17 protein-coding genes are annotated in these 23,297 nt (G+C 69.8%); 1 reads left to right on the forward strand and 16 read right to left on the reverse strand.

Annotation, left to right across the window (positions count from 1 at the left end; genetic code table 11):
• Positions 1–18 precede the first annotated feature (18 nt).
• The 9 genes from ACG83_RS28180 to ACG83_RS28225 form a co-directional block, all read right to left on the reverse strand.
• Complete coding sequence (locus ACG83_RS28180; RefSeq protein ID WP_083473625.1) at positions 19–357, reverse strand: acyl carrier protein; 339 nt, start codon at positions 355–357, stop codon at positions 19–21.
• Positions 358–1,986, reverse strand: a complete 1,629-nt coding sequence (locus tag ACG83_RS28185) for an amino acid adenylation domain-containing protein (protein WP_200931387.1) — start codon at positions 1,984–1,986, stop codon at positions 358–360.
• Between the two features lie 121 nt (positions 1,987–2,107).
• Entirely contained in the window at positions 2,108–3,409 is a 1,302-nt protein-coding gene (locus ACG83_RS28190; protein ID WP_161934800.1) for a condensation domain-containing protein, read from the reverse strand.
• 109 nt (positions 3,410–3,518) lie between these two features.
• Positions 3,519–4,697, reverse strand: a complete 1,179-nt coding sequence (locus ACG83_RS47655) for a TauD/TfdA family dioxygenase (protein ID WP_083473627.1) — start codon at positions 4,695–4,697, stop codon at positions 3,519–3,521.
• On the reverse strand, positions 4,684–5,595 hold the full coding sequence (locus ACG83_RS28200; RefSeq protein WP_161934801.1) for a fumarylacetoacetate hydrolase family protein: 912 nt from the start codon (positions 5,593–5,595) through the stop codon (positions 4,684–4,686). The genes ACG83_RS47655 and ACG83_RS28200 overlap by 14 nt, the downstream gene beginning before the upstream one ends.
• Entirely contained in the window at positions 5,588–6,988 is a 1,401-nt protein-coding gene (locus ACG83_RS42980) for a hypothetical protein (protein ID WP_076827262.1), read from the reverse strand. The genes ACG83_RS28200 and ACG83_RS42980 overlap by 8 nt, the downstream gene beginning before the upstream one ends.
• Before the next feature lies 1 nt (position 6,989).
• The gene (locus tag ACG83_RS28215; RefSeq protein ID WP_054569292.1) at positions 6,990–8,111 is read right to left on the reverse strand and encodes a pyridoxal phosphate-dependent aminotransferase; all 1,122 of its coding nucleotides are present in this window, start codon (positions 8,109–8,111) and stop codon (positions 6,990–6,992) included.
• An 815-nt stretch (positions 8,112–8,926) separates the two neighbouring features.
• Complete coding sequence (locus ACG83_RS28220; RefSeq protein ID WP_054569293.1) at positions 8,927–9,736, reverse strand: glycerophosphodiester phosphodiesterase; 810 nt, start codon at positions 9,734–9,736, stop codon at positions 8,927–8,929.
• A gap of 42 nt (positions 9,737–9,778) precedes the next feature.
• Positions 9,779–10,360, reverse strand: a complete 582-nt coding sequence (locus ACG83_RS28225) for a TetR/AcrR family transcriptional regulator (RefSeq protein ID WP_054569608.1) — start codon at positions 10,358–10,360, stop codon at positions 9,779–9,781.
• Positions 10,361–10,525: 165 nt separating this feature from the next.
• On the opposite strand from ACG83_RS28225, the gene ACG83_RS28230 reads away from it, so the two are divergent.
• Positions 10,526–11,131 (forward strand): nuclear transport factor 2 family protein, encoded by a 606-nt coding sequence (locus ACG83_RS28230; protein ID WP_054569294.1) that lies wholly within the window; start codon positions 10,526–10,528, stop codon positions 11,129–11,131.
• Positions 11,132–11,265: 134 nt separating this feature from the next.
• Here ACG83_RS28230 and ACG83_RS28235 read toward each other — a convergent pair whose 3' ends face one another.
• The 7 genes from ACG83_RS28235 to ACG83_RS28265 form a co-directional block, all read right to left on the reverse strand.
• Positions 11,266–11,628 (reverse strand): hypothetical protein, encoded by a 363-nt coding sequence (locus tag ACG83_RS28235; RefSeq protein WP_054569295.1) that lies wholly within the window; start codon positions 11,626–11,628, stop codon positions 11,266–11,268.
• Between the two features lie 71 nt (positions 11,629–11,699).
• Positions 11,700–14,837: an ATP-binding cassette domain-containing protein gene (locus ACG83_RS46200; protein WP_200931388.1), complete on the reverse strand. Its 3,138-nt coding sequence runs from the start codon at positions 14,835–14,837 to the stop codon at positions 11,700–11,702.
• Positions 14,838–14,848: 11 nt separating this feature from the next.
• On the reverse strand, positions 14,849–17,083 hold the full coding sequence (locus tag ACG83_RS28245) for an NHLP family bacteriocin export ABC transporter peptidase/permease/ATPase subunit (RefSeq protein WP_235498240.1): 2,235 nt from the start codon (positions 17,081–17,083) through the stop codon (positions 14,849–14,851).
• The gene (locus ACG83_RS28250; RefSeq protein WP_054569296.1) at positions 17,080–17,880 is read right to left on the reverse strand and encodes an HlyD family efflux transporter periplasmic adaptor subunit; all 801 of its coding nucleotides are present in this window, start codon (positions 17,878–17,880) and stop codon (positions 17,080–17,082) included. Before ACG83_RS28250 ends, ACG83_RS28245 begins: the two co-directional genes overlap by 4 nt.
• Positions 17,880–19,343 (reverse strand): SagB family peptide dehydrogenase, encoded by a 1,464-nt coding sequence (locus tag ACG83_RS28255; RefSeq protein WP_054569297.1) that lies wholly within the window; start codon positions 19,341–19,343, stop codon positions 17,880–17,882. Before ACG83_RS28255 ends, ACG83_RS28250 begins: the two co-directional genes overlap by 1 nt.
• 36 nt (positions 19,344–19,379) lie before the next feature.
• Complete coding sequence (locus ACG83_RS28260) at positions 19,380–21,773, reverse strand: TOMM precursor leader peptide-binding protein (RefSeq protein WP_054569298.1); 2,394 nt, start codon at positions 21,771–21,773, stop codon at positions 19,380–19,382.
• A gap of 643 nt (positions 21,774–22,416) precedes the next feature.
• A complete protein-coding gene (locus ACG83_RS28265) occupies positions 22,417–23,211 on the reverse strand; it encodes a MerR family transcriptional regulator (protein WP_054569299.1) in 795 nt (264 codons plus the stop codon).
• Positions 23,212–23,297 lie beyond the last annotated feature (86 nt).

Here is a 23,297-nt window from a genome sequence, read left to right on the forward strand (position 1 = left end):
CGCAACCCACAGCTCCGATCAACGGAAACCGGAGCGCCCGGGGCCGTCGGATTCGGCCTGGGCGGAATCACACGCCAAGGAGACCTCCGGGTTTCCCCTGGACTGCTTCATCGCATATTCCACCGTCTGCAGAAAAGAACCGAAGGTGCCATCCAGCAGAATCGTGTCAATTTCCACCGAAATGCCAAGTTCTTCACCGGTTGCCGTGACGAGCTCGACGGCCAGCATCGAGTTTCCACCGTCGGAAAAGAAATGCGAGGAATCGGCGACCGCTGCAACCGGTACACCGGTCACCTCCGACCAGTGGCGCAGGGCAACAGCACGCGCCGACTCTCCGGGGGTCGATGACGTGGACACCTATGATCTCCCCTCGGCGCGCCTCGCACCGATCTCTGTCGCCATCGAGGCGAGCCTCGGTCGATCGACCTTCCCGTTGCTGGTCAGCGGGAACATCTCAAGTCGCCGGATGCGGGGTGGAACCATGTATTCTGGGAGTATCTCGACCAACATAGCGCGCAGTTCGCGTGGATCGACCTCGCCGCCCAGGATGTAGGCGGCGAGCTCGGCACCGCCGAGGCGCGCCGAGATAGCCACCACAACTGCATCGATGACCTCCGGATGAAGACGTAGGGCTCCCTCGATCTCGTGCAGTTCCACCCGGAAGCCGTGGATCTTGACCTGAGAGTCGAGGCGCCCGAGATGGGTGAGCGTACCGTCGCCGTCGCGACGGACGAGATCGCCGGTACGGTACCAGTCATCGGGCTTCGGAGGGCAGTTCTCGCGCAAGGGCTCGAGGTGGCCGCCGACGGCCCTGAGGAAGCGGCCGGCGTTCTCCTGTGGATCGAGATATCCCGCGAAACGTTGCGCCCCACGAATGCACAGCTCGCCTTCGTCTGTTTCCCTGCCGTCGTTCACGACAATCGCGTCGTGGCCGGGATAGGGCTGGCCGATCGGTATTGTGCCGTTCGACGTGCGGGGCCACGTGTGCATGTCGGCAGCGAGCCTGTGCGCAGTGACGGTGACCGTGAGCTCGGTGGGGCCGTAGGCGTTCTCGATCGTGCCCGCAGGAGACGCTCTCATCCAGGCCTCCGCCTGCTCGACAGTCAGTTGCTCGCCGCAGAAGAGGCTGAGCCGGAGCGACGGCATGGAATCGGCCGGAAGTTCCCGAAGCGCGGCCGCCATGGATATGATCGACGGCACCGACATCCAGTGTGATATGCGCCGGGAACTCACCCATCTGACTGGGTGAATCACGTCCGTGGGGCCGGGGATGACGAGCGTCGCACCCGATCCCCAGGCTACGAAGAGATCGTATATCGACGGGTCGAACGAGAAGTCGAAGATCTGGGTCATCCGGTCGCCGGGACCCGGTCGATGCCTATCGACGATGTACCTGACGAAACTCAGCGCGTTTGCATGTGAGATCGGGACCCCTTTGGGGCGACCGGTGCTCCCGGAGGTGAACAGAACATACGCGGTCGCCTCGCCGGCGGCCTGGGGTTCCTCCCGTGCGAAAGGGACCGGATCTGGAGCCGGATCGGCCGTGGGGCTGGGAACCAGGGAGACGGCGGCGAGATTCTCCAGCTCTCGGGCACCCGCCCACGATTTTGGGTCGGCGAGGATCAGGGAAAGTCCCGCACATTGAACCATTGTCCGCTGCCACGCAAGCGGGGCTCGACTGCTGATCGGCACGATAGTCGCGCCGAGCTTCAGGATCGCGAGATAAGCAACATAGGCTTCCACCGACTTCGACGCGACCAGACCGATTCGATTCGGAATCCTCACACCGCTCCCGGCAACAGCGTGGCAGACACGTTCCGCCGCAACGACCAGTGAGCGGTAGGTCAGCGTATGTCCGTCGGCAGTTTCCAGTGCGACGGCGTCCGGGTGGCGTCGAGACGTCGAGTCGACGAGATGATCCAGCCGGACGCAAACCGGATCATCGATCGAGTCGGAGCTGACCGGATTCTCTGTGCACTCACTCACGAGCGGGTCCAGTCTGTCATGGCCGAAGCAGCGCATCCGGCGCGCGGACGACACCAACGGATGAAAATCCGATACATCCTGCGGCCGGTGCCCCGGCGCCGTCCCGGGGGCCGGCGGGGGATCAGGGCGCCCCACTCGCGAGGAGGCGGTCGAGGTGGCTGATGAACCTTGAGGCAAGCGAGACGATCCAGGACGGGTCCAGTGCCTCGGGGCAGAAGACAACGTGGAGTGTGAGCCGTTCTCCTATTCGTTCGACCACGACATCGAGCAGGTCCTGGGTTGACCCAGGTGAGATGGGGACGGCCGCGATGTCGAGACCCGGGACGCTCATATAATGGTCGACACCTTCGACCAGTTGGAATGCCACGGTAGTCATGGCATCGGGAGCGTGCCTGCGGGGTAGCACGCCGCTCTCGTCGACTGCGTCCAGCGACACCACCGCGTTGGTGTATGCCCGCATCGCGACCGCGTGGATGGACCGCAGCTGGCCCGCCGGGTCTTCCGAGGTTGCCCGTATACGCAGAGCCATGTTGCTCGAAAAGCGGCCGACAGCATGTCGTAGTGCAGCAGGCTGCCTGTTTGCGTATCCGCACTGCAGAACCTGATCAGCCTTGGAGGTCGCCTCGAACAAAGCACCCGAAAAGGCCGTCAGCAGGACGACGTAGGGGGTGGTTCGCAGCGCCGCCGCCCCCCGCTGCAGGCCCTCCGCCAACGTTTCCGGGATGTGCTGAACGTATCGTGCCGCCGACCGAGGAGCCGCGCGGATCGGCAGCCCCAGATCAATCGGCGCATCGTCGAGCTGGCTACGCCAGAAATCAAAGTTCCGGGTGAATCCTCCGGATGAGCGCTGTTCCTCCCACCATGAAGCGTAATCCGCGAACCGGAGGGGTATGTCAGGGAGCCGCGGGCTCCGACACTCGATCTCCGCCAGGATGAACTCGTTGAGATCTCGAACGGCTACACCCAGGCTCAGACGGTCCGAGATGATGTGGTGCATGACGATCGCCAGAGCCTGCCCGTCGCCGTCGGCATTGTGGATGCCGATTCGGAACGGCGCCTCAGAGTGGAGAGAAAAGGAGCGTTCAACGAACGTCCTAGCCCATTCTCGGTGACCGTCCGGCCCGCTGCCACTGCCGTTCTCGACCGAGAGTCGGGGTGAGCTGGACCGTTTCGCGGGCTCGATCACCTGGACAAGAGCGCCGTTCGCGTCTTCGAACCGGGAGCGAAGCTGCTCGTGGCGGGCGACCAGTGATCCGACTGCGCGCCGCAACACCTCCTCTTGGAGGCCGCCTTGTATAAGGAATACGACGGAGAGATTAAGGAATGAGGTGGCCCGACCTTCATGATGAACGTTCCAGTCACGCCGCTGGCCGGGCGTCGTGGGCGAGCGCGTGATGTCCGCGCGTCTACTGATCCCGTTCATCGGCTGTGAACCTACACCTTCTGGTCGGCCCGTCGGGAGTTCATGCTCACGGTAACGCGCTGTGCCGCGCGGAGAAGTGGGTACGACACAGCAACCGCGCCGGGACCAGCTACGAGGTGCTCGCATCCACATAGTGGCCACCGTCACCTCCTGCGGCCATCTCCTCTGTCAGCGCGGTGAACTTGGCGAAGAACTCATCCCTCATAACCTGGGCCTGCCGAAGATGTCGCGCTCCCTTGTACGCGGACCGCCCATGCAGGACCCTCAGGTTGTCGAGGACAAGTGCCTCGCCGGGTTTCAGGAGGTACTCGATGCGGTGAATCGGGTCGTAGGCGATCCGGAGGAACGTACGCAGCGCGAGGTAGGTCGGAAGCATGAGGTCCTGGTCGGCGCGGAGCGCGGTCATGGTCCGCTCGTTCAGTCTGACCTCTGCCACCTCGCCGCGGAAGTCCAGAGTGATAGGCGGGTTCTCGGCGATAATCACCTGCCCCTGTATGCGCCGCTCGTGGCGCACCGGAACCCGGGTCAGCAGTTCGAAATCATCCGGATGGTGCTCTTCGAGATGCGCGGCGACGCGATGGCCGTCCACCAGCTGGGATATGCCTCCGCCGTCCGGGCTCGATGTGATGCAGTGGAAGATGTTGATGCCGGTCGGCACCGATCGATAGACTTCGTCTGTGTGTGGTGGTAACGAGCCTGCCAGGTCGGCCAGGATAGTGGGCCTCACCCGGGTGACGAGGTCGAATACCCGGCCGTAGTGCGTCTCCCGGATATATCCGATCTCCTCCCCGAGACGCTCGATCGCGTCGTTCTCGGTGCCGAGCCCGCGGACGAGGACGAACCCGAATTCGACCACACATGCATGCAGACGGTGACGTTCGGCGCGATCACTCGAGATCCTGTCCCAACGCACCGACGGCCACTCACCCAGCGCGGAGTCCCACAGCGTTTTGCGGAGGCCGCTTCGGCCCCGGACAACCGAGGAGCCGTAGGAATGCGCATGCAACCAGAGCGGATCATACTCGGACCGGTGACCGCCGTGGGACCAGACCACTTTCAGTTTCCCATGCCTGACAGAAACCGACGAAGGCGCAATGTCCTCTGGAATGTCAAGGAGGAGCTGATGTCGACTGCCGCGGTCATGCGGCCCGCATCTCGCGCAGGCGCAGTTGTCGCGCAGCCAAAGGTTGTGAAATCTCGACGCCTGCCCGGTGTTCCATTCTATAATGAGCGAGTCTCGTTCCGCGAGATAGGATCGAATTACTGGAGGATCGTCAGAATATTCCATGATCTACCTTCGGGAAAGAATGACGGTACCCCTTGGAGTACGGATCCCTCTGCGGTACCTCTGCTGCGACGACCGGGTTTTTCAAGTGACCTAGACCTGCAATCCGAACCTCTACCATGTCGCCCGGAGAGAGAAATGTCGGAGGTGTGTTCGCACCAAGATCGGAAGGCGTTCCGGTGAGGACGACATCCCCGGGCTCGAGGGTTACCAGCATGGAGATCAGGCTGATGAGCTCCCGCACCGGGAACACCATGTTCCCGGTGTTTCCGTGTTGAACTGTGATGCCGTTGAGTACCGTTCGGAGCTCGAGATTGCCGATGTCGTCGATCTCGTCCGGGGTCACCAGCGCCGGCCCCAGCGGTCCGAACGTCGGCAGCATCTTGCCATTGGTCCACTGCGATGTCTGAAACTCCAGGTCTCGCGCGCTGATGTCGTTTGCGCACGTATAGCCGGCGATGTGGCGGTCCGCCTCCGACGGGGCGATGCGATCCGCGCGCCGACCGATGACAACTGCGAGCTCACCTTCCGGAACAGGCTGTCGGGTGTTTCCCGGGATGACTACTTCCTGCCCGTGGCCGCACAACGCCGACGAGGTTTTGTGGAAGAGAACGGGATGCGAAGGGGCGGCCATTCCGAGCTGGGCGGTGAAGCTGTGGTAATTCATGCCGACCCCGATCACCTTGGTGGGGTGAAGTACCGTTGGCAGCAGCCGCAACGAGGACAGCTCGATCCAGTTCTCGCGCCGCGGCCTGCTGTCGTCCTCGTGATTTTCCAAGGCGCCCGAGATCTCCCCGAGAATCCCAGCTCGCAACACTTCGTCCAGCGACTGGTAACGTTCTCGCCGGCCGTCACAGCCCCCCACCGATGACCTGTTCAGGATGGTGTTGACGTCACCCACCCGGCCGTCGAGCAGAACGCCGACGGATGACGGATGCCGCTGGCCCTGGCCTGGTATCCGGTAGTTCACGAGACGCATCGGGGCTCCGATCCGTGTCAGATATTCTGCGCATGTCGGCCGCGGGCTCGCTGGTCGTCGCCCCCTGGCCCCGTCGCGCGGTGTCCGGGTCTGACGATTTACGGTGAATGACAGACAACAAGTGTTCACGTGACCGCAGGACGGTCATTGTTCTTTTGCAGTGCAGCAGAACATGCGCAATGGTCTCCGGCGATGATTCGTGACCCTGCGCACGGAGTACGTGTTCGACCGCGGCGCGACCGCTGTTGGGTCCGAGGAGTATTTCCTGGGTGCGGCCGAGTGATCGCGCTTTTACGGCAGAATACACGAGATCCTCGAAGTCTGCGCCGAGTCCACTCGCCTTGGTTACCGCGGCCGCGTGTGTGCCCGTCGAGGTGCTGAAAGCATCGGAGCCGACCAGCGGCTGTTGCGGTGGCACCTCGATCCGCAGCGCGGCACCGACGGCAGCGCACATTCCTGGGAGGAGTTCGGGGCGCACGTACGGATGACCGGCCTCATGCGCCAGCCACATGAGCTGCTCGAGCGGAATGTTTCCGGTACGTTCGCCGATACCGAGAAAGGTTCCGCTCACCTGACTCGCCCCGGCGGAAACCGCGGCCAGGGCATTGGCGAGTGCCAGCCCTGTGTCGTTGTGGCCGTGCCACGCTATCGGAAGGTCCACGCCCGCGTCCTGGAAGATGGCACGTACGAAGGCGACCTGCGTGGCCGCTCCATGCGGCAGGGCGGCCCCGACCGTGTCATTGAGAACCACCGCACACGCGCCCAGATGCGCCGCCTCGGCCACGGCGTCGCGCAGGACTGCGGGTGATGTGCGCGACGAGTCCTCGAACGCGATGCGGAAGGTCATGCCGTTCCTGGTCGCCTGCCGGGCGACGTGGCGGAGACGGGCTCGCTGGTCGTCGATCGGACGGCCCTCGACGACTGCCCGGAGTTTGCTGGTACTGATGTAAAGATCGACAGTAACCGCGCTGCCGGCGTCCTGCTCGACGGCCTTCACCGCATCGAGGTCGGCCTGCAGCACGCGTGCCATGAGTATCGGCTCAGCGGGACTGCCCGTGGCTGCCAGATGCCTGACCACGCCGACGCACTGGTCTCGTTCCTGGGCTGACACCGCGGGAAATCCGATGAACAGCAGCCGCACTCCGGTCTGCGCGCTGAGATCGACAAGACGGCAACGCTCCCGCGTCGAAGGGCGGGCGACACGAACGCTCTGCAGGGTGTCCCGGAAGTCCTCTTCAAAGGTGATCGCGGTGAGCGCTACCGGGGCTTCGCCATTCCAGTCGTGAACCAGATCGGCAGCGCGGATGTCCGCCACCTCAGACCTCGGCTCGGGCCCGGCAGGTCTGTGCGATCACCTCGGCGGATCTACGGAAACTTTCCGGATCCCGGACCAGCGATACACGCAGGAAGCGCGCGCCCTGCGTCGGGTCCGACCAGAAGAAGGGTCCCCCAGGTAGAACATGCACCCCCCTGCGTGCCAGGAGCGCGCAGAACTCCTCCGCAGTCGCCGGCGGTTCGACCGCCAGCCAGGAGACGCTCATGAAGGATTCGCCGACGGACCGCAGGGCCGTGCCTGCGAGGCAGGCGTCGAGGACTTCACGATTACTCCTGACGATCCGACGAACAGAGTCCAGTCCGTCGTCCGACGACGCGCGAACAAGTTCGGTGAGCAGCCTCATCGCGAAAGGCGATCCGAGCAGCAGGAAGTCGCTGTAGATCGCCCCAAGGCTGCTTGCGAGGGAGCGCGATGCGGCAAAGAAGGGCGCCTTGACCTCCTGAGTGGGCCAAGTCTTGCCCGTGTCCTCCACCACCACCCAGTCGGCACCGGAGGCGGCGAGCAGAGCATACTGGTCGTAGACATGCTCCTCTGGCAGGTAGAAGCGAAAGCACGCATCGAGGGCGAATATCTTGCGGTGGTGTGCGCAGTGGTCGACTACCGCGCGGAACGCGGCCTCGCTGAGGTGGCGACCAGACGGATTGTTGGGACTGACGAGGAGGACGGCGTCGCACTGGTCCTCCTCCAGCCTGCGGATCAGCGCGGCCGGATCAGCGAACAGCGCGTCCGGGATCGGACGCAGAGGAACGCCGTGCCTCTTGAGGATATCACTGAGGTTGTCGAAGCAGGGCTCGACCAGCGAGACGGATATCCGAGCCAGCCGGCAATAATTACCGATGATTTCCAGCGCCATGGACGCCGACAGGCACTGGAACACACTGAAGGCGCTTGGATCGAGGCTCTGGTGGCCGAGAGCGAAGAAGGCCTGGAGATATTCCCCTTCGAGCGTCGCCAGATCGCGCCGATCGACCGAAAGAAGCATCTCGCCGGCTGACCGGAGTATGGCGGCCTCGGTTGGCGAAGGTGTTCTGTAGGCGTGGCCGTCGGCGAGGTTGTCCGCCGCCGCGAGAACCGCCGCCTCCCGCTCGGTCAGGTTCCGCATGGGCCCGTTTTGGCATTCGGTGGCCTGCCCGGTGCGTCCCGGTCAGGCCGACCGAAAATCGGTTCGTCGATGCTGCGGCCAGCCAGGCCTGAACTGTCTTTAACGAAATCAGCACGGTCGATCCCCATGCGCTCTCCCCCGTTCCGGCGCATCTAGGGCGGTATCCGATATCTTAGCGATATCGGTCGAGGGTAGCAAGAGCGTCCACGCGACGGGGCGTGATCCGCTCGCCCAACAAGGTGAGACCGGTAGGCCGTCCGACTAAGGGCTTGTCCCATGTGGCCGGTTTCTTCCGGCAGGTCGGCGTCGGGGCCAAAGCAGAGTCCGCGCGTTGGCGCACGTGAGATCGATGATCTAGTGGGACTTTGGTTAGGTGGCTCCGGTTGCCGTGATGCGCGCTGTGGATCACGGTTCGTGCGGTTGGTGGCAGGTGCGGCAGGCGCCGGTCAGACAGTCGTGCTCGATCCGCTGGCATGGTTTCGCGATCCGGACGAGGCAACGCAGCGGCACTTCGGGGGCAGGGTGAACAGCCGGTAGTCGGTGGATTCGGGCTGGCCGGGGCACCATTCGCCGAACGGCCGCTGTTCCGGTCAGTCGATGTCCCGGGAGACACCCCGGGCGGCGAGGCGGACCGCGGGGCGAGGAATCGTGAATGCCGGACCGCGGCGCTGGCTTGTCCGGACCGTGGTGGGTGGCAGGCCGCCGGGTGGCCCACCGTGCCTTGCTCCGTCCCGCGGCCAGGACCAGCGCTTTCAGGCTGTGGGGCGGGTCCGGATAGGCCGGCTTGGGCGGGCGGCCGTTCCCGGATTCCAGCGCTAGGCCCCCCACCACTGGCCGCGGCTGACGAGATGGGCTTTCAGCGCTTCCGGATGGTCGGTGATCAGTCCCTGGACGCCCAGAGCCAGCAGCCTCTCCATCTCGTCGGTGTCGTTGATCGTCCAGGCATGCACCGGTACGCCGAGCCGTGTCGCGCAGCGCACGAAGCGCGCGTCACATACGGGCACACCACGGAAGGCCGTCGGGACCTGCACGACATCGGCCCTCGCGCGCAGTCGCCCACGTTGGGCGGCCGCAGGCAACAGGCTCTGCAGGCGTAGGGACCCGACGACCCTGGTCCCGCCGCCGACGCAGAGGCTCTCGCCGAGCAGGCCGCGCGCCTGGCGGATCGTGGCGTCCCGGAAGGAGGTGACGCAGACCCTGCTCACGGCGTTCGCCCGCCGGATGACGTCAACGGTGGGAGCCACGGCGCCCGGCTCCTTGATGTCGATGTTCACGCGGATGTCGGGCCACCGGTCGAGCAGCTGGTCCAGCCGCGGGATCTCCTGGTCCGCCTCCGCGCCGGGCTGGTGGGCGTTCCCGGGCGAGCGGAGCCTGATCCCGGCCGCCTCCCGACAGGTCAGCGAACTGATCAGCCCGGTCGAGTCCGTCACCCTGTCGAGGGTCTCGTCGTGCAGGAGCAGCACGACCCCGTCGCTCGTCGCTCGGACGTCGGTCTCGAGGTACCGGTAGCCGAGCCCGACCGCGTTCTCGAAGGCGGGCCAGGAGTTCTCCGGCCAGTTCCCCCTGCCCCCGCGGTGCGCGAACGGGATGGGGCCCGGATGATCCAGAAACTCCAGACGCCGCACCGACTCCCCTTTCGACTGCCCTCGGGCCGGCTGGCCTGGCGATCAGGCCGAGGTGGGCGGCCCGAGGTAGGTAAGCAGATCGTCCACCAGGTCGGACGGATTCGCGCGGCCCTTGCCGGCAGCGGCGAGGTGACCGGCGAGCGCGAGGTCGACAGCGCCGTGGGCGAGCGCGAGCAGTAGCGCGGTCAGCCGTTCGGGATCCCCTGCCGGGAGCTGGCCGGCCTGTTGGGCCTCGGCGACCGCCGACACGAACGCCGATCGGGTCGCGGCGGCCGCCTCGCCCAGCTCCGCCGAGCCTCTGGTCCACGCGCCGTAGACGAGCTTGAACCGGGCCGGATACGCCAGCGCCCAGGCGACGTAGGCATGCATGATCGACCGGACCACGCCGCCCGGCGGCTGCGGCCCGGCCAGCCGATCGCGGACGGCCCGGCCCTGGCCGGCGAGCTCCCGGGCCGCCACGGCGGCCAGCAGCGCCTCCTTGTCGGCGAAGTGCTTGTAGGGCGCGTTGTGCGAGACCCCGGCCCGGCGCCCGACCTCGCGCAGGGTCACCGCACCTGGGCCGCCCTCGTCGAGCAGCGCGACAGCGGCGGCGACCAGCGCCTCCCCCGTTTCACCCGCAGCCATGCTCACCCGCAGCCATGCGGCAAGCATAGGACGACCAGCAGGTTGACGCTGTCAACCACGATCGCCTATGGTTGACAGCGTCAACCGGGATGCCGGGAAATACCGCACCCGAGGTTCTCTTCACTACTTCCCCGAAAGGCGCTGCCTGCCGTGCCGGCGAAATGGATGTTCCGATCACCCACGCTTCTCGCCACCCTGCTGGGAACCCTTGTGATTGCCACTCTGTCCAGCTGCGCCGGCACTTCCGGCCCAGCCGAGGAGGAATCCAGCCCGTACACGACGTCAGCTCGGGCGACCGGGGCCCCGAAGGATCAGCCCGAGGCCGTACGGCAGCGGACGCTGGACTTCTTTCGCGCGATGGAACGGCGCGACACGGCGACCATGGAGGCGATGCTGGCGCCCGACGCCACCTGGCGGGTCGCGATGAGTTTCTCGGGTGATCGGGCCGACCAGTCGTACTTCGGCGACCGGGCGGCGGCACTGGCCAACCTCCGGCAGATCTCCACCATGGTGAGCACGGTCCGTTTCACCGACACCCGGGTGAGCGTCACCGGCGACGGGGCGACATCGTTCATGCAGGCCGACGGCGACTTCGTCACCGCCGCCGGAAAACCGTACCGGAACACGTATGTCTTCCGCCTCGACTGGCGAGAAGACCTGATCACCCAGGTGGAGGAATACACGAACCCGATCACGATCTGCGCGAGCTTCGGCCTGCCGCTGTGCGTTCCCGATGATTCCGGCGCCCGGCGGTCACCGGCTGCCGGCTGAACCCGGCGGTTCGAGGCGGCGGTTCGAAGAGCTGAGGATCGCGGTCGTTCCGACAACCACAATCCTCAGCTCTTGCTCGGCAGCAGCGGCCGAGAGCTCGGCCGGCCAAGGGTCAGAGGCAGCCGCAGTGGCGTTCAGCTGCAGCAGCAGGGGCAGCAGCAGGCGCAGGTCGACTGCACGCCGGCCACCACGCTGTCCAGCTCGGCCTCGTCAAGCTCGGCCGTGGCCAGCTCGGTGAGCGCCGGCACGACGAGGCGCAGTTCCCCGGTGGACGTCGCCTCCTGCCAGTACCGCACCTGGACGTCGAGGTCCGGCTCGCTGCCGGCGACGTCCCGGACGGCGACGACACGTGTCCCGGCCGGCACCGGCACGCCGTGACGGGCGAGCAGCCCGCGCGGGTCGTCGGCGAGCTGGCGCTCGCTGTGCGGGTTGGACCACACGTCGACGACGAGGTTGGTGTAGGCGGCGACGAAGACCGCCCGCTCCCGTGGTGTCACCTGAATCCTCCTTCGGATCGGTGGGTCGTCCGGTCCGTCCGGAGTGGACGGACCGGACCGGCCCTCGGGTGTCACGGTTGTGGCTGGCCCCCGGCGGCGACGTCGGTGTCGGCATCGGTGTCGGCGTCGTCGAGGAGCTGCCGGCGGGCGAGTTCGGCGAACATGCCGCCGGAGTCGGCGATCAGGTCCGCGTACCGGCCCTGCTGCACGACCCTGCCCCGGTCGAGCACGATGATCAGATCGGCGTCCGCGATGGTGGACAGCCGGTGCGCGATGACCACCCGGGTGGCGGCCAGCGCCCGGGTGCTGGTGGTGACGATCTCCTGGGTGCGGTTGTCCAGTGCGCTTGTCGCCTCGTCGAAAAAGAGGATGCGGGGCCGGCCGACCAGCGCCCGGGCGATCAGCAGCCGCTGGCGCTGCCCGACCGACAGGGTGCCGCCGCCGAACGGGAGCACGGTGGCCATCCCCATCGGCAGATCCGCGATGTCGGTGTCGATGCCGGCCATCCGCGCCGCGTCCCACAGCCGGTCGAGCGGGTAGTCGGCCGCCCCGGCGATGTTCTCCCGGATGGAGCCGGCGAACAGCTGCCCGTTCTGCAGGACGACACCGCACTGGCGGCGCACCGCGGTGACGTCGAGCTCGCTGAGGTCCTGGCGGTCGTAGAGCACCGAGCCCGCCAGCGGCTGGTCGAAGCCGAGCAGCAGGCGCAGCAGGGTGGACTTGCCGCAGCCGCTGGGCCCGACGATCGCGACGAACTGGCCCGGCTGGATCTGCAGTGAGAGCCGGTCGAGCACCATCGGCCCGTCGTCGGAGTAGGCGAAGCTGACGTCGGCGAGCTCGATCCCGCCGCGCAGCTCACCCGGGTCAACCCGGTCGGCACGCCGTTCGACCTCGGTGTCGGCGACCAGCGCGAGATCCTCGATCCGCGGCAGCAGCGCCAGCGCCTCGACGCCGGCGTTGACGAGCACCATCAGCATGCCCATGAGCATCAGGAACGCCGCGTTCACCACGAAGAACTGCGCCGTGCCGATCCGTCCGGCCAGCGGCCCGGCCAGCACCGCCAGCAGGAGCAGCTGGCCGGCGGTGGGGATCGCCGCCGTCATCGCCAGCAGCATCGCCTGCACGCCGCGCACCCGGCGCATGCCCCATTCGGCGGTCGTGTTGACCCCGGCCCACTGCGCGTAGGCGCGGTCCTCGGCCGCGGCCAGCTTGACCTTGGTGATGCCGTCGATGATCTGGTTGGTCAGCGCGGCGATCCGGTGCTCGGCAGGCAGCGCACGCCGCTGCCGGCGCACCACGACCGCGCCGAGCACCAGGGTCATCAGCGCCACCGCGGCCACGACGGCGAGCGCGAGCCCGGCGACGGCGGCGTCGACGGCGAACAGCAGCACGACGACCATGACGATCACCAGTCCGGCGGACAGCGCCTGGGCGAGCAGCCCGCCGAGCGCCTCCCGGACGAAGGTGATCCCCATGACCATGCTGGTCAGCTCGCCGCTGCTGGTGCTGCCGAAGAAGCGCAGCGGCAGCCGCATCAACCGGTCCCAGGCGGCGATCTGGGTGTCGCGTTCCAGCCGGCCCTCCAGGCGCAGGAACATCAGGTTGTTGATGACGCCGACCATGGCCGCGACCAGCGCGGTCACCACGAACAGCGCGGAGACCTCCAGCAGCCGGTCGGAGCCGCCGCCGGCGGCGAGCCGGCCGAGGACGTCGCCGGTGACCAGCGGGGTGGCCAGGCCCAGCGCCGCGACGAGCAGCCCGGTGAGCAGCACCCCGGCGGCGTCCCGGCGGGCGCCGCGCACCCCGGCGCCGAGCAGGCCGCGCAGGCCCCCGCCCGGTGGCATCGGCAGCTGGACGGTCAGCGCGTGCTCGGCGAAGCCGGCCGCCTCGGCACGTCCTACCGGGGTGCGCGCGAGGGTGTCCGGGTCGACGGTGTGGTAGCGGCCGCGGCGGAACACCGCCGGCAGCGCCAGCACCGGCCGTTCGTCGACGGGGTCGAGCTCGGGTTGCTCCCCGATCGGACGCCAGATCACCAGCGGGCCGAAGTCACGCCGCCACCAGCCCGCCGGCAGCGCGAGCTCCCGGGTGTAGAGCGCCGAGCTGCGGGCGACGGCGAGCAGGGCCTCCCGTTCGTCGCGTGGCTCCTGCCCGCGGTCGACCGGTTCCCGGACGAGCTCCGGGTCGCCGGTGACGACGCGCAGCACCGCGGCGCCGCGGGCGAGGCGGTCCACCTCGGTGACCGGGGCGTCCCCGAGCCGCACCCGGTGCGCGCCGATCCCCAGCACGCGCAGCGACTGGCGGGCCGCGTTGCGGACGACGGCGGCGTTCACCCGGTGGCGGTCGTCGAGCCGGCGCAGGTGCTCCGCCTCCGCCTCCCGGATCCGGCGTTCGGCGGCGGCGAGCACCCGGGCACCGTGGTTCTCGAGCACCTCCCACAGCTGGCCGGAGCGCAGCAGGTCGAGGGTGGTCTCGCTGCGCAGGGTGCAGGCGGTCCGCGCGACCACCCAGTCCCGGCCGACGAGGGCGACCGGCGCGGTGTCGGTCCCGGCCGTGTCGGTCCCGGCCGTGTCGGCCGCGGGGGTGTCGGCCGCGGGGGTGTCGGCCGCGGGGGTGTCGTCGTCCGGGAGCAGCTGGCCGTCCAGCGGGGTCAGCCAGGTGACGGAGCCGTTCGCGGCGAGGGCGTCGCCGGCGGCGAGGGTGGGCTGTGAACCCGGCTGGATGATCGTGGTGCCGCGCGGCGGCGACCCCCGGCCGAGCGCCGTCGCGATCGCCAGCAGGCCCCGGTCCACACCGACGGTGAAGCCGAGCGCGGCCGACTGCACCGTCGCCCCCGGCGAGTCGGCGCCGGAGGGCTGGTCGGCGTCGCGCACCATCTGCCGCAGCCGCCGCAGCCGCTCGTGGGAGATCTCGCGCAGCCGGGTGCCCGGGAGCGGGACGAGCAGCAGCCGCCAGGTCCCGGTGGCCGCGCAGGTGTGCGCAACGCTGCCGGCGGGCAGCCGGGCGACCGGGTTGCGCAGCGCCGCGGAACCGTCGTCGGTCTGGCGGACCGCGAACAGGTCCGCGGCTCCGCCGTCGACGAGGAAGGCGGCCCGCTTCCCGTCCAGGAACCTGGACGCCTCCGACGCGGCCGAGCCCACCGCGGACGGCACCGTCCGCGCCGGGGTCCGCGCAGGCGTGGGCTCGGTGGGCGTGGTCTGCATGTCCGTCATGTCCGTCCCTCTCACTGCTGACGGACGAGGCCGGCGTAGTGCCCGCCCCGGGCCATGAGGTCGCTGTGGGTGCCGCGCTCGATCTCCCGGCCGCGGTCGAGGACCACGATCAGGTCGCTGTCGCGGATGGTCGACAGCCGGTGGGCGACGATGAGGCAGGTGGAGCCGCGGCGGCGCAGGTTGTGGTCGACGACCAGCTCGGTGGCCGGGTCCAGCGCGCTGGTCGCCTCGTCGAGCACGAGCAGGGACGGGCGCCGGACGAGCGCCCGGGCGATCTCCAGGCGCTGGCGCTGCCCGCCGGAGAAGTTCTTGCCGCCTTCCCGGACCGGTGCGGCGAGGCCGCCGGGCCGGGCGGTGACCGTGTCGTACACGCACGCGTCCCGCAGCGCCTCCGCGAGCTCCTCGTCGGTGATGGTGCCGTCCCACAGGGTGAGGTTGTTGCGGATGCTGTCGTCGAAGAAGACCTGGTCCTGGTCGACGAGGGCGACGGAGGAGGCCCACAGCTGGGCGTCGGTGTCGTTCACCGTGCGGCCGTCGATCGTGACGCGGCCCGACCACGGGGTGAACAGCCCCGCCACGATCCGGCCGACCGTCGACTTCCCACTGCCGGACGCGCCCACCAGCGCCACCCGCTGGCCGGGGGCGATGTCGAGGCTGAAGTCGCGCAGCAGCGGCTCGGCGAGCGGGTTGTAGCCGAAGGTCAGGTTCTCCAGCCGCAGATGGCCCGACATCCGCCCCCACGGGCCGGTGTGCGCGCGCCCCGCCGGGTCCGGGTAGCGCTCCACGTCGTGCACCCGGTTGAGGTCGGCGCTCATGTTCTCCAGCCGGGTCGCGAGCCCGGCGAGCTCGCTGATCGGCCGGTTCATCGCCGCGATCAGGCCCTGCATCGCGACGAGCAGGCCGATGGTGATCGTGCCGGCGGAGACCCGGGAGCTGCCGAGCCCGAGCAGCAGCGCGGTGTTCAGCGCGGCGAGCAGCGCGGGCACGACGGAGATGACCGCCGTCGGCACGCCGAGCTTCTGCTGGCCGGAGAGCACCGCCGCCTGGCGGGCGGCGAAGCGGCGGAACGCGTGCTCCTCCTCCCCCGCCGCCTTCACCGACTCGATCATCAGGATCGAGGTGTAGGCGGCGGTGATCAGCTTGCCGCGCTCGGCCTGCAGACCGGCCACGGCGCTCGTGCGGCGGCGTGCCGTCCAGCGCAGGACGACGACGTTGAGCCCGGAGAAGCCCAGCGCTATCGCCCCGAGCAGCAGGTCGTACCAGCACAGCAGCGCCCCGTAGGTGAGCACGAGGACGGTGTCGACGACGCTCACCGCGACGTGGCGGGTCAGCATGTCGGCGACGACGTTGTTGACCCGCACCCGCTGGCCGAGGTCGGCGGCCTGGCGCTGGCTGAAGAAGGCCACCGGCAGCCGCAGCAGCCGCCGGAAGAACCGGGCGGCGCTGCTGAGCGCGAGCACGCTGTCGGCGCGCAGCAGCAGGCGCTGCTGCAGCGTGCTCGCGACGAGGGTGAGGCCGACCGCGGCGCCCATCGCCGCGACCAGGCCGACGACCGCGCCGGAGTCGCCGGCCAGCAGCACCCGGTCGACGAACATCCGGGTGAACATCGAGGTGGTGAGGCCGACGAGCGCCACCAGCAGGCCGAGCAGCAGGATCTGCGGGGTCACCGACCCCAGGCCGCGCCAGCGGGCCAGCAGCTTGTGCAGCGTGCTCTCGGGCCGGCTCGTCCGGGCGAAGTCCGGCCCCGGCTCGAAGGTGAGGATCACACCGGTGAAGGAGGCGTCGAACTCGTCCCAGCCCAGCGCGCGCGGCCCGGTCGCCGGGTCGTTGATGTACACCTTGCGCCGGCTCATGCCCTCGAGCACGACGAAGTGCTCGAACTTCCAGAACAGGATGGCGGGCAGCCGGGCGGTGGCCAGCTGCGGCAGGTCCATCCGGAAGCCCTTCGCGATCAGGCCGTGCTGGCGGCCCGCCTTGAGCACACTCGACGCGGTCGAGCCGTCCCGGCTGACCCCGCACGTCTCACGCAGGCGCTCCAGCGGGATGAACCGTCCGAAGTAGCCGAGGATGATCCCCAGCGAGGCGGCCCCGCACTCCACCGCCTCCATCTGGATCACCGTCGGGGTGTGGACCCGGCGGCGGCGCGGCCGGTCGCGGCGCTCGGCGTCGGCGGCGCCGCGCCACGGCAGCCGCACGCCCCTCGCGCCGCGCCACGGCAGCCGCACCGCACGCCACGGCGGCCTCATCGACGCACCAGCCAGTCGACGGGGCGCTCCTTGGCGATGGTGAACTCGGCGGTCGTCATGCTCAGCGCCGTCAGCGCGAACGGAGGCTGGGCCTTCGAGAAGCGCAGCCCGCTGCCCGCGTCGGCCTCGAGCGCGACGGTGACCGCGATGACGTTGCCGCCGTCGAGCAGGCTCGGGACGTCGGCCGAGCTCCCGGTGAACGCCCGGATGGTCTCGGTGCTCTCCTGCTGGGCACCGACCGCGGTGATGGTGCCGCGCAGCGTGCCGAAGACGGCGGCCGGGGCCGCGTCCACCTCGACGTCGACCGGCATGCCGACGCTGACCATCGGCGCGTAGCCGGAGCGCAGGTAGACCCGCGCCAGCAGGCCGTCGCCGGGGGTGTCGAGCCGGACGAGCTCGGCCACCGCCATGCCGGGCTGCAGCAGCTGGCCCTGGCGGACCTGCCAGTTCGTGACGTAGGCGTCCCAGGGAGCCGTCACGTCCTGCGCGGAGCCGTCGGCGCCGGTCAGCCGGTACAGCCGGTCGCCCTTCTTCACGTTCGTGGCGGCACCCGCCCACACGTCGGTGACCAGCCCGGCCGCGGTCGCCTCCAGGCTCGACACGCCGGCCGAATGGGTGATCACCCCGCGGGCCTCGACGGTGCGCGGCACCGACGTCACGGTGGCCCACACCGCCGCGCCGCCGACCGCGACCACCAGCACGGCGGTGACCAGCCAGCCCGGCACGGTCGCGAGCCGAATCGCCTCGTCCAGCTGCTCAGGGGCGTCCAGTTGCCGCAGCGCGCGGCGTCGGAACATCACTTCTCTTCCACCTTTTCCTGCGGGCACAGTCCGAGTTCCTGCGGGCACGAGCCGAGAACGAAGTCCGCGATGGCGGGCTCGGCGAGCGGGTCGACACCGGCCGCCCGGGCGAAGGCCGTCGCGTCGCCGGCACCGACGGCGCAGGGCGCCAGCCCCATGGCCGTGGCGACCAGGTACATCAGCTCGGTGAGCACCCCGGCGTGCTTGAGGATCAGCGCGTAGCCGAAACCCTCGTACTTCCACATGACCCGGCCGACCCGGGCCGTGATCACCAGGTAGACCTGGGGCGGCTCGGTGAACCGCGCCGAGGCCGTGACGTACTCCAGGGCACGGGTCGCGGCGCCCTCCAGCGGCCCGAGCCGCTCCAGCCGGTGCCCGGCCGCCTCGTAGTGGTAGACACCCCGCTCCAGCCCCTCGCAGCGGTGGACCAGGGCGTACACCTCCAGCTCGCACAGGGCGCCACCCATCGGGTACGGCCGCTGGCCGACCTCGGCGCCGCCCTCCTCGCCGGACACGGTCGTACGCTGCACCCGGTGCAGGAACTCGGCGAGCTGCGCGACGGTGATCGGCGCCTCGGCGTCGTGCCGGCGGATCGTGCGGCGGGCCGCGATGGCCTCGGTGAGGCTCGGGTCCGTCTTCGCGACCAGCGCGAGGTCGGGCTCCGGCAGCGGCACGGACTCGGCGCCCTCGAAGGTGCGCGCCAGCGGCTCCGGCTCGACCCGCCCGCGCAGCGGGTAGGTGCCGCCGACCGGCAGGATGTGCCGGCCCGGGCGGGACCGTTCGTGCAGTGCCAGCTCCGCCGGTGACCAGGGGGCCAGCGGCGCCGCCTCGTGCTCCTGCTCGGCGGCCGTCGCGCTGATCAGCACCCGGGCGGTGAGCAGGTCGTCGAGGACCCGGCCGGCCAGCTCCTCGTCCGCGCCCAGCCCGCCCGCGAAGCCACCGAGGTCGATGCCCTCCGCCGCGGCCGCCCGGGTCAGCGCGCCGACCACCGCGGGATCGGGCACGGCCACCGCGAGCGTGCTCAGCGGGGTCTCGGCGACGAGACGTCCGCCCGCGCTGCGCAGCTGCGCGAACCTGGACAGCCGGTAGCGGGTCCGCGGGTCGTGGCCCACCGCCGGGGGCAGGCTGTTCGACCCCAGCCCGCGGGGAATCAGCTCGAGCAGGGTCCGGCCGTCGAACTGCCGGCGCCGGCCCAGCCAGGAGTGCGCGAGCAGGCCGCGGACGAGCACCTGGACCTGCAGGATCCGGGTCTCGCCCTCGACCGCGGCGACGAGCTCACCGATCTCGGTGTCCGTCGTCCAGGTCTCGGCCATCCGCAGCAGGGTCGAGCGCCGGCCGACACCGAGGTCGTCCAGGACGAGTCGGAACCGCGAGACCCGCAGGACAAGGGCACCGTCCTCGCGCAGGGTCACCGTCGCGTCGTGTCGGAGGCGGTACGCGTCGTGGCCGCCCAGGCCCATGGCAGATCACCAGCTTTCTCGCGGTCGGCGTGCGGGTCAGAAGAAGACGCTGTGCGGGTTGGCGTCCGTCTCGTCGCGGGCGACCGGGTGGCGGCCAAGCCGGGCCGGTACGTCCCACAGCCGGCCCGGGCCCAGCCGGCGCCAGAAGTGCCGGGCGCCGGGCACCACGACCTTCGCGACCGCGAGGTCGATGTCGGGCCGGCTCTGGTCGACGACGATCACCTCCAGGCCGGCCCGCGCGGCGGCGTCGACGCAGGTCGCGACGTCGGCGGCGAGGTCACCGGCGGCGGCGCGGCGCGGGTGGGCGGCAGCCGGCCGGGGCGGGCGCCCCGGGTCGGGGAGCAGCCAGGCCTGTTCGGGGTCGCCGGTGCGCACGGTGGTGAACCAGCGCAGGCTCGCCGGGTCGTTCAGCCCGTACCGGGTGGTGCCGTCCGGGTTGCGGTGGGCGACGGACGGCAGGAACTGGCTGACCTCCGTCAGTGCCCGCACCAGCGCCACGTGCGGGTCGAGCGCGGCGCCGAAACCGACGACGACGTCCTCGGTGGCGGCGCCGACGCGGCTCGACACCCCGGCGTAGGTCGGGATCCCCAGGTCCGTGGTGAGGTCGAGAACCCACAGGCGGCGGTCGAGGCGGTCGGCGTGGAAGCGGCGGACGTCGTCGACCCAGGGGTCGTCGAAGCTGTCGAGGTCGACGCCCGGCACCCGGGAGCGGTGATACCACCACAAGGCGACGGCGTCGCGTTCGACGACCTCGCAGAACCCCTGGACGATCGCCTCCTCCAGGGTGGAGCCGGCGGCGCAGCCGTTGGAGTCCGCCGCGGCGCCGGCCAGGACGTCCCGGTCGGGATGCCCGTACCAGCAGTAGGCGGCGGGCAGGTCGCGGGTGCGCTGGGCGGTCAGCGACCAGGCCGGTGTCCACTCCATCTCGACGTCGTCCGCGACCCGGCGCGGGATCCAGTGGAACGGGCCGGACTCGGCGTTGCGGCGGTCCCGGTCGGCGTACTGCGCGTCGGAGAACAGCAGCAGGTCGCGCAGCGGCACCGCCCGCTCGGGGCCGAGCGCGGCGAAGCTCGCCCGGTGCGTCGCCCGGTCGTCCCGCCACAGGCCGCAGTAACGCTCGATCGCCTCACCGAGCGCGCTGGCCCTGGCCTGGACGTCGGTGCGGCCCTTCCCGCCGCTCTGCCCGCGCAGGTTCCTGCGCAGCATGTCGAGGTCACGGCCGAGGGCGAAGTTGTGGCCGGCGGCGTAGCCGAACGTCACGCCGTCGCTGCGGTCGTCGATCGGTGTCAGTCGGGTGACGACCCCCAGGTAGGGGCTCACCTGGTGGCCCAGCCGGGCGACCAGGTCGGTGGCGGCGACCGCGCGCGAGTCCGCGCCGGCCGGGCGGGCGGTGACGGTCACCTTCGGGTCGGCCTTGCGCAGCAGGCCCGGGTCCCCGCAGGCGGGGCACTGAGGCTGGCGGACCAGGGTGTGGTACGAGATGGCATGGTCGCGGGTGTCGAGGGCCAGCATCCGGCCGGTGAGCCGGGGCGAGCCGCCGGACTGGGCGATGACCGCCAGCTCGGTCAGCAGCAGCCCGGCCAGGGCGACCGTGGTGCCGGGGAGCTCCCCCCGGGCCGCCGACGGGCGGGGCCGGTCCGGGCAGATCCTGGCCAGGTAGTTCTCGACCTGCTCGTTCTCCTGCCAGCGGGAACGCAGGCATTCCCAGCAGCCGGTCTCGCCGGGGACGAGGTGCGGGCCGAGCATCGCCACGGCCCCGCGCGGGCGGACCAGCACCCACTGCCCGCCGCTGGCCAGCATCGCGTCGTTCACCGCGCGCAGCCGCGGGTTCAGGGCGGAGTCCGTCACCACGACGACCGCGTCCCCGCCCGCGGCGGCCGCATCGGCAGCTGTTTCGACGGCTGCCGTGCTGGCCGCTGCCACGCTTTCGGCGGCCGCTGCCACGTTGTAGGTGGCCGCTCCCGCGTTGTAGGTGGCCGCTCCCGCGGCGGGCTCCGCGAGGTTGACGGTGCGCACGGGCAGGCCCAGGCCCGCGAGGACCCGGTCGATCGAGATCCCGACGACCGGGGAGGTGTGCACGACCACCACGGGTCGCGAGCCGGGCCAGGCGCTCGCCGGCCCGGGATCGACCCCCAGTGCGTCCCAGCCGGCCCGTTGCTCCGGCGACACCGCGGCCGGGCCGTCGGCGAGGACGTCGAGGGCCTCGAAACGCCGCAGCGCGCGCAGCACGGAGGTGAGCGGATGGCGACCGTCCATCTCCACGGCGAGCGAACCGACCGTGCGGGTGCCGTCGAGCAGCCCGACGAGGTCCACCGCCACCGGATCGTCCACGACGAGCCGGCGTGACTCGCCGAGCAGGAACAGCCGGCGCTGGCCGCCCTCGGCCGCCACGACCGGCTCGTAGTCGGCACGCAGACGCGGATGCTGCATTCTCGACCTCCCCCTACTGCGTTGTTCACAACTTTCACCGCGAAACCACCGGCCGCGCCAGCAATGGCCGGGAAACCTGCCTTAAGCTCACGAACGTGACAGCGATCCGTGCAATGCACGAAACGCGACCGTCATAGGTTCCAGTGCACACGGAGCGCGCGCGAATACGGTTGTCCACCATGAAATAACGCACTGTTCACCGAATACATGCCCCGCGCGCCGCGGCTCGAAGATCCGAGGATTCCGGTCGTTCCGGAAGCCCGTAGCAGAATCCTGGGAGGCGGCGGATCCGCGTCAGCAGCCCGGGTTTGGCGGAACCGTGCCGACGGAATGCGAACCGCACTCCCACGGCCGCCTGCCGAAGATCCCGAACCCCCAGCACCGGCAATTCACCTCAAGAGGCATAAAAGGGGCACAAGATCGCCTTGGCGACCCGCAAGAAAGAAGGATTCCGGTCGTCGGAACAACCAGAATCGTTCACTCTTGCGACTCGCCAAACCGGGCTGCCGGGCTGCCGGGCTGCCGGGCTGCCGGGCTGCCGGGCGGTTGGGCGCTCAGGGCCCGGGGGTGCGGGGGCCCGGGGGTGCGGGGGCCCGGGGGTGCGGGGGCCCAGCCGCGTTCATACAGGGACGGCGGGGCGGGGTCAGCCGATGTCGAACGCCGCCGACGGGTCGACGTCGGTGTGCAGGTCCAGCCCGAAGCGCCGGTTCACCAGCGCCGAGACCAGCGACTCGCTGCAGTTCTCCATCGCCACCCGGAACGAGGCGGAGGCCAGCTCGATGATCGCCTGGACCAGCTCACCGGAGTCCTGGCCGATGTGATCGACGTGGTCGACGTGGTCGACGCCGTCGCGGGGCCGCGCATCGGCACTGTCCGGCTCGGTCCGGTCGGCCTGGACCCGGTCGGCGAACTCGCCGGCGAGCTGCTCCGCGACCGGCGCGAGCTGGCCGAGCAGTTCCGCGAGAACCTGCAGCGCGCCAGCCTCTCCGACGCCGGTCCCGCCCAGGCGCAGGGCCGCCCGCAGAACCTGCGGGCGGGCGATCCGCACGTCGCCGTCCTCCGTCCGCGCGACGACGTTGTGCCTGCTCAGCGCATAGACGAGCGATGGGCTTCGGAGCGCGAGCCGGCCCAGGGCCGCGGTCAGCGCGGCGACCCCAGGGTCGCTGCCGCGGGCGCCGAGCATGGCCTCGATGGCGACGAGGTTGAAGCCCTGGCGCTGCAGCGCCACGATCGTGCGCAGCCGGCGGACGTGGCTGTCGTCGTAGAACGCGATACGACCCCGGCGCACCGGCGGGGGGAGAAGTTTTCGCGCCTGATGGGCCCGGATGTTTCTCGGTGACATTCCGACCAGCCGGCTCAGTTCCTCCACGGTGACACCGTTCACCGAGCCTTCGGACGACGGGCCGACGGTTCCGTCCGGTGCCGCGGTCTTTGTCAACCTTCCCCCTTGACTTGACGCGCCAATCACCCGGACGCAACACCGGCCCGCATTCGACGTCATCGGCGGGCTGGTGGTCTGGCGAA

Source organism: Frankia sp. R43, from assembly GCF_001306465.1.
Lineage (GTDB): Bacteria > Actinomycetota > Actinomycetes > Frankiales > Frankiaceae > Parafrankia > Parafrankia irregularis.

Excerpts from the sequence above, each read along its gene's own strand:
- ACG83_RS28245 (WP_235498240.1), bottom strand. The coding sequence starts at position 17,083 with ATGAGGCCGCCGTGGCGTGCGGTGCGGCTGCCGTGGCGCGGCGCGAGG.
- ACG83_RS28215 (WP_054569292.1), bottom strand. The coding sequence starts at position 8,111 with ATGCGGAACCTGACCGAGCGGGAGGCGGCGGTTCTCGCGGCGGCGGAC.
- ACG83_RS28260 (WP_054569298.1), bottom strand. The coding sequence starts at position 21,773 with ATGCAGCATCCGCGTCTGCGTGCCGACTACGAGCCGGTCGTGGCGGCC.
- ACG83_RS28230 (WP_054569294.1), top strand. The coding sequence starts at position 10,526 with ATGTTCCGATCACCCACGCTTCTCGCCACCCTGCTGGGAACCCTTGTG.
- ACG83_RS28250 (WP_054569296.1), bottom strand. The coding sequence starts at position 17,880 with ATGTTCCGACGCCGCGCGCTGCGGCAACTGGACGCCCCTGAGCAGCTG.
- ACG83_RS28225 (WP_054569608.1), bottom strand. The coding sequence starts at position 10,360 with ATGGCTGCGGGTGAAACGGGGGAGGCGCTGGTCGCCGCCGCTGTCGCG.
- ACG83_RS46200 (WP_200931388.1), bottom strand. The coding sequence starts at position 14,837 with ATGACGGACATGCAGACCACGCCCACCGAGCCCACGCCTGCGCGGACC.
- ACG83_RS28255 (WP_054569297.1), bottom strand. The coding sequence starts at position 19,343 with ATGGGCCTGGGCGGCCACGACGCGTACCGCCTCCGACACGACGCGACG.
- ACG83_RS28190 (WP_161934800.1), bottom strand. The coding sequence starts at position 3,409 with ATGAACGGGATCAGTAGACGCGCGGACATCACGCGCTCGCCCACGACG.
- ACG83_RS47655 (WP_083473627.1), bottom strand. The coding sequence starts at position 4,697 with ATGGAATATTCTGACGATCCTCCAGTAATTCGATCCTATCTCGCGGAA.